Here is a 12,117-nt window from a genome sequence, read left to right as displayed (position 1 = left end):
TTGAAAGCTATGCGCTCCCTGTGGGAGCGGGTACTGCCTTGAAATCTGTGTTGCCCCTCAGATCTCGACCTGGGTCCCCAGCTCGATCACCCGGTTCAGCGGCAGGTTGAAGAAGCGCAAGTTGCCGTTGGCATTCTTCAGCAGGAACGCGAACAGGTTGCCCCGCCAGCGCGACATCCCCTCCAGCCGTGAGGCGATCACGGTCTCGCGGCTGAGGAAGAAGGTGGTGCGCATCGGGCTGAAGTCAAGGTCTTCCAGGTGGCACAGCTTCAACGCCGCCGGCACGTCCGGTTCGTCCATGAAGCCGAAGTGCAGCAACACGCGGAAGAACCCATCGCCATAGGCCTCCACTTCAAAGCGCTCCTGTTCCGGCACGCGTGGCCGGTCCTCGCTGACCACCGTCAACAGCACCACCTGGCTGTGCAGCACCTGGTTATGCAGCATGTTGTGCAACAGCGCATGGGGCACCGCATCGGAGCGTGCCGTGAGGAACACCGCCGTGCCTTCGACCCGGTGCGGAGGCTGAATGCGGATACTGCTGATGAATAGCTGCAGCGGCAGCGCGCCTTCGTCGATGCGCTCCATCAGGATCTGCTTGCCGCGCTTCCAGGTGCTCATCAACAGGAACAGCACAGCGCCGGCCAAGACCGGGAAGGCCCCGCCCTGGATGATCTTCGGCACGTTGGCGGCAAAGAACAGCCCATCCACCAACAGGAAACCCATCAGGATCGGCACCGCCAGCACCGGTGGCCACTTCCACAGCAGCAGCATCACCGCCGAAACCAGGATGGTGGTCATCAGCATGGTACCGGTCACAGCCACCCCGTATGCCGCCGCCAGGGCACCGGATGACTCGAAACCGAGCACCAGCAGTACCACGCCGACCATCAGTGTCCAGTTGATCGCACCGATATAGATCTGCCCTTGTTCATCGCTGGAAGTGTGCTGGATCTGCATGCGTGGGATGTAGCCCAGCTGAATGGCCTGGCGGGTCAGGGAGAACGCCCCCGAGATCACCGCCTGCGAAGCGATCACCGTGGCCATGGTAGCCAGGCCGACCATCGGCAGCAGTGCCCAGCCCGGCGCCAGCAGGTAGAACGGGTTACGTGCTGCATCCGGGTCCTGCAGCAGCAACGCGCCCTGGCCAAAGTAGTTGAGCACCAGCGCCGGCAGCACCAGGGCAAACCAGGCCCGAGCGATCGGCTTGCGGCCAAAGTGGCCCATGTCGGCGTACAGCGCCTCGGCACCGGTCAGCGCCAGGACCACCGCGCCGAGAATGGCAACGCCCATGCCGGGGTGAACCACGAAGAAGTTGACCGCCCAGGCCGGGTTGAAAGCCTTGAGCACTTCCGGGCTCTGCGATATGCCGTACACGCCCAGCGAGCCCAGCGCCAGGAACCAGGTGACCATGATCGGGCCGAACAGCTTGCCGATCTTCTCGGTGCCGTGCTTCTGCACCAGGAACAGCGCCACCAGGATCACCAGCGAAATCGGTACAACCCAGTGATCGATACCATCAAACGCCAGGCCCATGCCTTCCACCGCCGACAGCACCGACACCGCCGGCGTGATCATGCTGTCGCCATAGAACAGCGAAGCGCCGATCAACCCGCACACCACCATCAACGTACGCAACCTCGGGTAGGCCGCCGTGGCCCGCCGCGCCAGCGCGGTCAGCGCCATGGTGCCGCCCTCGCCCTGGTTGTCGGCGCGCAGGATGAACATCACGTACTTGAACGACACTACCCATAGCAGCGACCACAGGATCAGCGACAGGATCCCCAGCACGCCGTCATGGTTGACCGGCACTCCGTACCCGCCGCTGAAGACCTCCTTGAGGGTATACAACGGGCTGGTGCCGATATCGCCATAAACCACCCCGACCGCCGCCACGAGCAGGCTCAACGACCGCGTCGCACCCTGCTTCCCCTCGTGCCCGCCCTCGGCGTGACTGCTTGCCTGAACCATCGACCACTCCCGCAGACGGCCTTGCAAGGCCAGTAAAATTCCCGATGCGTCAGGTGATACTGATACCCCCGGCGCAATGGCGCGAAGCATAGCGCAGCGTTCGTCGCATTTCTGCTGGTCAAGCGACCCTGCGCTCGCTAGAATTGCGCACTTTTTGATCAGAGGCGCCAAAAGCGCCCGTCAAGATCGCCCCCGATTCCGGCCGGGCGACCTGCATTTAATACCGAGGTTAGTCATGTCCACCACGCCCGCCACCCCCAAGGTAGGTTTCGTAAGCCTGGGTTGCCCAAAAGCCCTGGTCGATTCCGAGCGCATCCTGACCCAGCTGCGCATGGAAGGCTATGAAGTCGTGCCCACCTACGAGGACGCCGACGTAGTGGTGGTCAACACCTGCGGCTTCATCGACAGCGCCAAAGCCGAGTCGTTGGAAGTGATCGGCGAAGCGATCAAGGAAAACGGCAAGGTCATCGTCACCGGCTGCATGGGTGTCGAGGAAGGCAGCATCCGTGACGTGCACCCGAGCGTGCTGTCGGTCACCGGCCCGCAGCAGTACGAGCAGGTGGTCAACGCCGTGCACGAAGTGGTGCCACCACGCCAGGACCACAACCCGCTGATCGACCTGGTGCCGCCGCAGGGCGTCAAGCTGACCCCGCGCCATTATGCGTATCTGAAGATTTCCGAAGGCTGCAACCACAGCTGCAGTTTCTGCATCATCCCGTCGATGCGCGGCAAACTGGTCAGCCGCCCGGTCGGCGAAGTGCTGAGCGAGGCCGAGCGCCTGGTCAAGGCCGGGGTCAAGGAGATCCTGGTGATTTCCCAGGACACCAGCGCCTACGGCGTCGACGTCAAGTACAAGACCGACTTCTGGAACGGCCGCCCGGTCAAGACCCGCATGCTCGAGCTGTGCGAAGCCCTGAGCAGCCTGGGTGCCTGGGTACGTCTGCACTACGTGTACCCGTACCCGAACGTCGACGACGTGATCCCGCTGATGGCCGCCGGCAAGATCCTGCCGTACCTGGATATCCCGTTCCAGCACGCCAGCCCGAAAGTGCTCAAGGCCATGAAGCGCCCGGCCTTCGAAGACCGCACCCTGGCACGTATCAAGAACTGGCGCGAGCAGTGCCCGGAGCTGGTGATTCGCTCCACCTTCATCGTCGGCTTCCCGGGCGAGACCGAGGAAGACTTCCAGTACCTGCTGGACTGGCTGACCGAAGCCCAGCTGGACCGCGTGGGCTGCTTCCAGTACTCGCCGGTGGAAGGCGCCCCGGCCAACGACCTGGGCCTGGAAGAAGTGCCGGACGACGTCAAGCAGGACCGCTGGGACCGCTTCATGGCCCACCAGCAGGCCATCAGCGCCGCCCGCCTGCAACTGCGCATCGGCAAGGAAATCGACGTGTTGATCGATGAAGTGGAAGAGCAAGGTTCGGTTGGCCGCAGCTTCTTCGATGCCCCGGAAATCGACGGCAGCGTGTTCATCGATGGCGACCACGGCTTCAAGCCGGGTGACAAGGTACGTTGCCGCGTGGTGGATGCCGACGAATACGACATGTGGGCTGAACCCATCTAACGCAGCAGCAAACTGAAAAGCCCCTGCCCCGCCATTCCCCACAAGGAACTCCCGGGCCAGGGGCTTTTTCGTCAGAACGCGTGAAAAAGCATCAGGCCGCCCTCTGCATCCGGGCTGGCATCCGAGAAGCCTTTGACTGCATAGAGTTGCACTTTCCACTGCTGGTTGAGCTTGTGTGTCAGGAACAGGGTAAGTTCCTTGATCTGCGCGCCCGTCGACACGACTTTCTGCCGCCAGTCGTAGGAGGCACCCGCCGAAGTGCCTGCAGCCACGGGCATGGCAAAGCCGAGACTGGCAAATATCGGGTCGTCGAAATCACTGTCAGGCGGGTCGCCGAACTTCTTCCAGCCCAAGGTCGCGAAACCGGTCACCGGGCCAAAGGCCTTGGCGATGTCGACCTGGCCGGTGTAGTCGTATTCACCGGTGCCCAGGCACTGGTCTTCATCGGCAGTGGGGAATTTGACCTTGCCGATCAGGTCCAGCATCAGGCCACCGTCACTGCCGTCGAGCAGGGCGTAACCGGCGCTGGCAACCGTGTCTCCCAGCCCGCTTTCCACATCCCGGCAGCCACCGGGCAAGGGGTCACCATTCGGGCCCACTTCAGGGTTGGTGATGCGCAGCCAGGGCACAGTGACCTTGTAGGTCATTGGGCCGGTTTCATACTTGCCGACCACGGGGATGTACCAGATTTCCGAGGTTGTACCCGTGCCATAGTCGCCACTTGAATAGTCCATGCCTATGGCGGCGCTGAAGGTATCGCCCAGGACCGACGCGCTGGCGCATGACAGCAAGCAGGCGAAAAGAGGGAGCGTGGGTCTCATCTGCACCTCGGTATCCCGAACTGGAAAGGTGATCGCACCTACCCAGCCTAGTTGCCTAATGCCCGGATCGCTCTGGATGCTCCACTTTTTCGGCTTTCTCTACTGTCTCGGGTCTTTCGACCTTTTCGACCTTTTCTACTTTCTCGACCTTCTCAACTTTTTCTACCTTCTCGACTTTCTCAGGCTTCTCGATCTTCTCGACCTTCTCGACTTTTTCAGGCTTTTCGATCTTCTCGACCTTTTCGGGCTTCTCGGCTTTCTCGATCTTCTCTACTTTTTCTACCTTTTCAACCTTCTCTGCTTTTTCAATTTTTTCCACCTTTTCGAGCTCGACCTTCTCTACCCGGTCAGAGCTTCCGCTATTGCTGCTCTCGGGTCGCTCCATGGTGTCGACATGTTCCGACTTTCCGGACTTGTCCACGCGCTCAGTACCGTCCCGACCACTGGAATCGTCAACACCGCCGTGCCCGCTGTGGTCATCACTGCTTTCAATGCGATCACTGGTCGCATCGCGTCCGCCATGCCCGCTATTGCTGGAACCTTCAGCGTCACGGGTGCCGTGCCCGCTGCCACGCCCCGAATGCCCTCGGTCCGGGTTGTCGGCACGGCCGTCATCGAACTCCACGCGGGTTGCCCGCAGCTCGTGCTTGCCATTGAACACCCCGCTCACCCGCACACGTTGATCGAGCGCCAATGCCCCGGGCTGCTTGCCGACGATCACGGTACCCTGCCCCAGCGTCACCTTGATGCCTGCCACCACCAGTTGTTGAGCGTGGCTGCGCTGTACCAGCCCCTCGATCACCGCCGTCTGCACACGGCCAGCAAAAGGCAGGCTCGGGTCTGGGCGGGTTTGCGCCACTTCCAGCTGGCGTCCGGTCCACTGCCCACGTACCAGCACTTCCCTCGCAGGTGCCACACGGGTTCCCAACTTCAGCCCCTGGAGGCTGCCGGCACGGTCTACCGCACCGATGGCACTGGCTTCCCTGAGCCCCGGCGCCCGTTCGATACGGCTGGCTACCACTTCGCCCCTGGCATCGCGCAGGCCACTGACCCTGACCGGCTCGCCCGGGCGCAACCCTTCAGCCACCCGCGCCCCTGCAGCCAGCCGCACGGGTTGGCCCATGACCCGCAGAGGGGCCGAAGCATTGGGCAGTGCCGTCAGCGGCCCTTCGTAAACGTTGAGGATCGAGATGCGCCCTGCTTGCAGGCCGCGTTTGCCGGCAAATGCCTCAACCGCGACAACCTGGCCGATTGCCAGGTGAGCGCTACTGGCAGGCGCACCGTTTTCACTCACCGGTACGTCCTTGCCAAAGTGCACTTCCAGGCCATTGACGCAGATCGAGGCGAACCCGGTAATGGTGCCGACGATGCCCGTGCCACCGGTACCGCCCGGGCGCAGGATCGGTGCGCCGGTACCGCCTGCCCCGCCGTGATCGATGAAGGTGCCGTCCACACCGTCGGCCACCGCACCGGTCCCACCCGTGCCGCCGGGACGCTGTGGCAGCGGCGCACCGGTGCCACCCACTCCGCCGTTTTCGCTGCGTACACCGGTACCACCGACACCGCCCGTCCTGGCCCCGGTACCACCAATACCGCCGGGAAACTGCAAGCCCGCCGCCCCCGCCATACCCACTTCGTCACGGCTGACACATACCGGTGCTGCGGCCACTTCGGCAGGCGCCACCAGGTTCAGCCCGAAACCCAGGAGCAGTGTGACCACACTGAGGCAGCGCGCGAGGGAAGTCATGGGTCGGGGGTCTTCGACAAATCGGGGTCGTTAGTTTCAGTGTAGAAATAAAGCCCTACCGTGATGCGCTGACGTTGCTCGGCGCTGGGCACATCGGCATCTTCCAGGTCTGATGCAAGCCGGCTGAAGGCAAGCAGCATCTGCATGCCGTCCTTGTCCACCGCTGCACGCAAATGGTCGACGCTGGCCGGGCTCAAGGCGTCGTAGTGCACACTGCGTTCAAAGAACGGCTGGCCGTCCCCACTCAGGTTGTGCACTGCTGCGCAGGCATGGTCATGCAGGTTGTGCCCAAAGTACGCGGCCTTTTCGTCGAAGCCCTTCTGCGGCACGAATGCCTGGGCTTCCAGGTGGACACAGTCCTGGTCGTCGAGCCGGACGATACCCAGGCGCAACCACTCATCCAGCACCACCCGCCCGCGGATGTCGGTGCTGATCTTCGCCACCAGCGCATCGAAGGAACGATCGCCGCCAACGCTCGCCAGACGCGGCAACGGCAGCGCCTGGCCAGGCTCCGAGCAGAACGGCTTGCCAGTGGTCCACATATTGACCAACTGTGCACCTAACGTAATGTTTGCCGGCAGCGCGGCGAGCGATTTGCCCCCCTCGCTACGCAAACGCCGGACATCCTTGCGATGCACGCCCGTGAGGAGGCTGATGCGGCTGTCGGTCGGCACTGTACCGTCCAGGCGAAACTCGCGATGGGCCACATCGACGAACACTTCCTTGAGCAGGTCGGCGAACATCGTGTAGGTGACCCCTTTGCGCAGCATCAGGCGCACCAGAGGACGCATGACACGCCGCAGTGCGCTTAACATCGAAGGGGGAATGGTAGGCGATTGCATTGAGCGCATTCCTTGACAGATGAACCCAGTATACGACGCGGGAAAAGATCCCACACCAACTGTGACCATATCCCTGACGAGATGAGGGATAGTCGTCGGCGCTCATTGCATTCGCGTTGAGTGGGGCTGCCGTGTATCCGAACCTGGCCTCATACAGGCCCGCCCCGTGGGCGCTGCATGAGACCGTTCAGAGCCAGTCAGCTCCTGCTGTTGTCATCACCCGGTTCGCCACCCAGATGGTCGCCACGATCATCACCAGGTTCACCACCAACGTGATTGCCGTGGTCATCGCCAGGCTCACCGCCAACATGATTGCCATGATCGTCCCCGGGCTCACCGCCAACGTGATTGCCATGATCGTCACCGGGCTCACCGCCAACGTGATTGCCGTGATCGTCCCCAGGCTCACCGCCAACGTGATTGCCATGATCATCACCCGCTTCAGCGTGGTTGCCGCTGCGCCCAGAGTTCGAGGAACCGTCATGGCCGCGCCCACTGTTGCCGGCATGGCCATCTCCATCCCCACCAGCGCCGTGGCCGCCGCCCTCACCGCCATGGCCGCCACCACCACCGCCGTGACCACCACCGCCACCACCGTGGCCACCACCGCCACCACCGCCACCACCATGGCCTCCACCGCCACCACCGTGGCCACCGCCGCCACCACCATGGCCTCCACCGCCGCCACCGCCGCCACCGTGACCACCGCCGCCGCCATGGCCACCACCACCCCCACCATGGCCACCGCCGCCACCTCCGTGACCGCCTCCACCACCACCATCCTTGGCGTAGGCGCTGGAGCCATTGGAAATCGAGTCAGGGACCAGAACGATGGAAGTCGACAGCACGCCAGCAACGGCAGCCGCCAATATCGCTTTTTTGAACAGCACATGGATTTGCATATTTCGTCTCCAGGTCGTCGCCGTGAGAAACGCCAAATCAAGCCGGGAATCCTGTGTCAGGTTCTTGCTTTTCATTCTGTGGGAATTTTTCCCACAGGAAATTAATAGACCGCCAAACCCCGAGATTCAAGCAGCGCACGGAGAAGCCGACCGGTGGTGGGCCTGCTATGTTTGCCTTATCGTCATGGAGGAACACCGGCATGCATTCGGTACTGACGCTGCAAACCCCGCGCTTGAGTGACTACGGCGAACTGGTACAGGTGTGGGAGGACTCTGTACGCGCCACCCACGACTTCCTGCCGGATTGCTACATCGTCTTGCTGCGCGACCAGGTGCTGCGTCGCTACCTCGATGCAGTGATGCTGATCTGCTGCAAGGACCGCCAGCGCATCTGCGGCTTCGCCGGGGTCGCCAACGGGCGCGTGGACATGCTGTTCGTCGCACCGGACTACCGTGGCAAAGGGGTTGGCAAGCGCCTGCTGCACTATGCGATCGACGAACTGAATGCCGAGCGCCTGGACGTCAATGAACAGAACCCGCAAGCCCTGGGCTTCTACCTGCATGAGGGCTTCGAGGTGATCGGCCGTTCGGAAACCGACGGCCTGGGGCAACCCTACCCGCTGCTGCACATGCGCCTGCGCAAAACGGCGTAAATGACACAGATTCCCAGCCCCTCTGCCGCGCAGGCAGGTACAATGCAGGTCTTTCCCTGCCTTTGCGAATTGCCGTCATGTCCGAACCCGTCCGCCTGTCCAAACGCCTTATCGAGCAGCTTGGCTGCTCCCGCCGCGAGGCCGAGCTGTATATCGAGGGCGGCTGGGTCACGGTCGATGGCGTGGTGGTCGAGCAACCGCAGTTCAAGGTCGAGCAGCAGCGCGTCGAACTGCTGCCGGGTGCCCGTGCCGAAACGCTGGAACCAGTAACCCTGCTGCTGAACCAGGCGGCCAACGTGGACAGCGAAACTGCCCGCGCCAGCATGAACATGGGCAACCTCAGCGAAGCCCACCGCGAAGGCGTGCGCGCACTGCACGGGCATTTTGCCCGGCAGGCCTGCGTGGCGCCGCTGGAGCGCGGTGCCAGCGGCCTGCAGGTATTCACCCAGGACTGGCGGGTAACCCGCAAGATCGACGCCGACCTGCGCCGCCTGGAACAGGAATTCATCGTTGAAGTGCGCGGCGAGACCACACCCCAGGCGCTGGAACGCCTGGCGCGCGGTGCCACCCGCAATGACCGCGAGCTGCCTAAAGCCAAGGCCAGCTGGCAGAACGAGACCCACCTGCGCATGGCCCTGAAAAACCCGCAGCCCGGGCAGATCGCCGAGCTGTGCGCCTACCTGCGCCTGGAGCTGGTAGGCATGCGCCGCATTCGCCTGGGCGGCGTGTCGATGGGCAAGCTGCCCCTGGGCCAGTGGCGCTACCTGGCCACTACCGAACGTTTCTAAGCAATACGCCGCGCCACAGGTGCGGCACCTGAACAGGATTCTGCAACAATGAACCACAACGACGTCCTGCGCAGCCTGCGCTACATGCTCAAGGTGAATGACGCCAAGATGGCCGAAATCATCGGGCTATCCGGCCTCGACGTGCATCCCCTGGTGCTGGCCACCTACCTGAAGAAGGAAGACGAGGAAGGCTTCGTGCGCTGCCCGGAACGGGTCATGGCGCACTTTCTCGACGGCCTGGTGATCCACCGCCGCGGCAAGGATGACAGCCGCCCGCCGCAGCCGATCGAGCTGCCGGTAACCAACAACCTCATCCTCAAGAAGCTGCGGGTGGCCTTCGAGCTCAAGGAAGATGACCTGCATGCGATCCTCAAGTCGGTCAACTTCCCGGTCAGCAAGCCCGAGCTCAGCGCACTGTTCCGCAAGGCCGGCCATGACAACTACCGCCCGTGCGGCGACCAGTTGCTGCGCAACTTCCTCAAGGGCCTGACCCTGCGCGTGCGCGGCTGATTGGCCATGCAGCATACGGTTACCCCGGTCGGCATCATCCGCTCCTGTTTCAAGGAAAAGTTCGCCATCCCGCGCCAGCCGCAACTGGCGCCCGCCGCACGAGGCGTGCTCGAGCTGCTGCCGCCGTTCGACCAGGGCGATGCGGTCGAGGGGCTGGAACAGGTCAGCCATGTCTGGCTGCTGTTCCTGTTCCACCAGGCACTGGAAGACAAACCCCGCCTGAAGGTGCGGCCACCGCGCCTGGGTGGCAACAAGAGCATGGGTGTGTTCGCCACCCGCGCCACTCACCGGCCCAATGGCATCGGCCAGTCGGTGGTGCGCCTGGAAGGCGTGGAGCCAGGGCGCCTGCTGCTGTCTGGGATCGACCTGCTCGACGGTACGCCGGTGCTGGATATCAAACCGTATGTGCCGTACGCCGATAGCATCCCTGGCGCCAGCAACCAGATGGCCAGCCAAGCGCCTGTCGCGATCGCCGTTCAGTGGGTCGACAACGCCCTGCCCCAGGCCCGCGAACATGCACTGCGCCTGGGTGAACCGCTGGTGGAGCTGATCGAGCAGTGCCTGGCGCAGGACCCACGGCCGGCCTACCAGATGCCGCCGGCCGAGCGGGTGTATGGGGTGAAGTTCTGGGATGTGCAGGTAAGGTGGCATTACCCGCAGCCGGACGTGATCCGGGTACTGGAGGTGGTGCTGGCCTGAAGGCTGTGCGCAGGGCTTGTGGGAGCGGCCTTGTGTCGCGAAAGGGCTGCGCAGCAGCCCCGGCAATCTTGCAGGATGGCTGATATCCCGGGGCCGCTGCGCGCCCCTTTCGCGACACAAGGCCGCTCCCACAAGGAACCGTGCGCCGCACAGACATGAAAAAGGCGACCCTGAGGTCGCCTTTTTCTTTTCACCATCCCGCGATCAACGAGCCGGGCCTTCAGCCACGCCCAGGTCGTCGGTCGGACGGGTATCGACCAGCGGCGCACCACCGGAGGCCAGCTCCGATGCCAGCTTGTCGTTGTCCATTTCCTTCACCCACTTGGCCACGACCACGGTGGCAACGGCGTTGCCAACCAGGTTGGTCAGCGCGCGGGCTTCGGACATGAAGCGGTCGATGCCGAGGATCAGCGCCAGGCCGGCAACCGGCAGGTGACCAACGGCCGACAGGGTGGCGGCCAGGACGATGAAGCCCGAACCGGTAACACCGGCAGCACCTTTGGAAGCCACCAACAGCACCAGCAGCAAGGTGATCTGGTGAGTGATGTCCATGGTGGTGTCAGTGGCCTGGGCGATGAACACCGCAGCCATGGTCAGGTAGATCGAGGTGCCATCGAGGTTGAACGAGTAACCGGTCGGGATCACCAGGCCAACCACCGACTTCTTCGCACCCAGGCGCTCCATCTTGGCCAGCATGCGTGGCAGGGCCGACTCCGAGGACGAAGTGCCCAGCACGATCAGCAGTTCTTCACGGATATAGCGGATCAGCTTGAGGACACTGAAGCCGTGGGCGCGGCAGATACCGCCCAGCACCACCAGCACGAACAGCAGGCAGGTGATGTAGAAGCAGGCCATCAGGTAGCCCAGTTGCACCAGCGAGCCAACGCCGTACTGGCCGATGGTGAAGGCCATTGCACCGAAGGCACCGACCGGGGCCAGTTTCATGATCATGTTGATGATGTTGAACATGACATGGGCGAAGCGGTCGATCATGTCCAGCACCGGCTTGCCATAGCTGCCCAGGCGGTGCAGGGCGAAGCCGAACAGCACGGAGAACATCAGCACTTGCAGGATGTCGCCGTTGGCGAAGGCGCCGACCACGGTGTTCGGGATGACGTTAAGCAGGAAGCCGACAGTGGTCTGCTGCGCGCCGGCGGCGGCGTAGGCAGCCACGCTGCTGGCGTTCAAGGTGCTGACATCGATGTGCATGCCAGCGCCCGGCTTGACCACGTTGACAACGACGAGGCCGATGATCAGGGCGACCGTGGAGACGATTTCGAAGTACAGCAGCGCGTAGCCGCCGGTCTTGCCGACCGACTTCATGCTCTGCATGCCGGCGATGCCGCTGACCACGGTGCAGAAGATGATCGGGGCGATGACCATCTTGATCAGTTTGACGAAGCCGTCCCCCAAGGGTTTGAGGGCGACGCCCGTCTCCGGATAGTAGTGGCCGAGCAGGATACCGATGGTGATGGCGACCAACACCTGGACATACAGGGATTTGTACAGCGGCTGACGTGTCGTCATGGCTAATTTTCCTCAAGTGTGCCGGTTCACCCTTCCCAGGGCGATGGGGCACCTGAATCGCTAACCCTCCTGCACCCGGAGGGATTTGTCGTT

The 12,117-nt window shown here is 63.1% G+C and carries 11 protein-coding genes; 5 read left to right on the top strand and 6 right to left on the bottom strand.

All coding sequences use genetic code 11. The annotated features are described in order from the left end of the window. Positions 1 to 57: 57 nt before the first annotated feature. Positions 58 to 1,968: a potassium transporter Kup gene (locus RR51_RS14845; protein WP_015271484.1), complete on the bottom strand. Its 1,911-nt coding sequence runs from the start codon at positions 1,966 to 1,968 to the stop codon at positions 58 to 60. 235 nt (positions 1,969 to 2,203) lie between these two features. On the opposite strand from RR51_RS14845, the gene rimO reads away from it, so the two are divergent. Beyond that, positions 2,204 to 3,535: a 30S ribosomal protein S12 methylthiotransferase RimO gene (gene rimO / locus RR51_RS14840; RefSeq protein WP_013973825.1), complete on the top strand. Its 1,332-nt coding sequence runs from the start codon at positions 2,204 to 2,206 to the stop codon at positions 3,533 to 3,535. 71 nt (positions 3,536 to 3,606) lie between these two features. Here rimO and RR51_RS14835 read toward each other — a convergent pair whose 3' ends face one another. The 4 genes from RR51_RS14835 to RR51_RS31540 form a co-directional block, all read right to left on the bottom strand. Continuing rightward, the gene (locus tag RR51_RS14835) at positions 3,607 to 4,356 is read right to left on the bottom strand and encodes a hypothetical protein (protein WP_039613960.1); all 750 of its coding nucleotides are present in this window, start codon (positions 4,354 to 4,356) and stop codon (positions 3,607 to 3,609) included. Positions 4,357 to 4,411: 55 nt separating this feature from the next. Further along, positions 4,412 to 6,103, bottom strand: a complete 1,692-nt coding sequence (locus RR51_RS14830) for a DUF5666 domain-containing protein (RefSeq protein WP_039613959.1) — start codon at positions 6,101 to 6,103, stop codon at positions 4,412 to 4,414. Then, a complete protein-coding gene (locus RR51_RS14825) occupies positions 6,100 to 6,945 on the bottom strand; it encodes a DUF6502 family protein (protein WP_039613958.1) in 846 nt (281 codons plus the stop codon). The genes RR51_RS14830 and RR51_RS14825 overlap by 4 nt, the downstream gene beginning before the upstream one ends. A 197-nt stretch (positions 6,946 to 7,142) precedes the next feature. Then, the gene (locus RR51_RS31540; RefSeq protein WP_236693269.1) at positions 7,143 to 7,847 is read right to left on the bottom strand and encodes a hypothetical protein; all 705 of its coding nucleotides are present in this window, start codon (positions 7,845 to 7,847) and stop codon (positions 7,143 to 7,145) included. 200 nt (positions 7,848 to 8,047) lie between these two features. On the opposite strand from RR51_RS31540, the gene RR51_RS14815 reads away from it, so the two are divergent. From RR51_RS14815 to tsaA, 4 genes are all read left to right on the top strand, one after another. Beyond that, positions 8,048 to 8,500 carry a GNAT family N-acetyltransferase gene (locus RR51_RS14815; protein WP_039613957.1) on the top strand — a complete coding sequence of 151 codons (453 nt, stop codon included), beginning with the start codon at positions 8,048 to 8,050 and terminating at the stop codon, positions 8,498 to 8,500. 77 nt (positions 8,501 to 8,577) lie between these two features. Next, positions 8,578 to 9,288, top strand: coding sequence for an rRNA pseudouridine synthase (locus RR51_RS14810; protein WP_039613956.1), 711 nt, complete (start codon positions 8,578 to 8,580; stop codon positions 9,286 to 9,288). Between the two features lie 48 nt (positions 9,289 to 9,336). Beyond that, complete coding sequence (locus RR51_RS14805; RefSeq protein ID WP_013973832.1) at positions 9,337 to 9,798, top strand: DUF1456 family protein; 462 nt, start codon at positions 9,337 to 9,339, stop codon at positions 9,796 to 9,798. Positions 9,799 to 9,804: 6 nt separating this feature from the next. Beyond that, a complete protein-coding gene (tsaA, locus tag RR51_RS14800) occupies positions 9,805 to 10,497 on the top strand; it encodes a tRNA (N6-threonylcarbamoyladenosine(37)-N6)-methyltransferase TrmO (protein ID WP_039613955.1) in 693 nt (230 codons plus the stop codon). Positions 10,498 to 10,701: 204 nt separating this feature from the next. Here the strand turns inward: tsaA and RR51_RS14795 are convergent, their stop codons facing one another. Further along, positions 10,702 to 12,024, bottom strand: a complete 1,323-nt coding sequence (locus RR51_RS14795) for a dicarboxylate/amino acid:cation symporter (RefSeq protein WP_013973834.1) — start codon at positions 12,022 to 12,024, stop codon at positions 10,702 to 10,704. Positions 12,025 to 12,117: the final 93 nt, after the last annotated feature.

The sequence above is a fragment of the Pseudomonas sp. C5pp genome, assembly GCF_000814065.1.
GTDB classification, from domain to species: domain Bacteria; phylum Pseudomonadota; class Gammaproteobacteria; order Pseudomonadales; family Pseudomonadaceae; genus Aquipseudomonas; species Aquipseudomonas asiatica.
The sequence above is the reverse complement of the archived record's forward strand: the minus strand, read 5'-3'. Positions and strand labels throughout refer to the sequence as shown.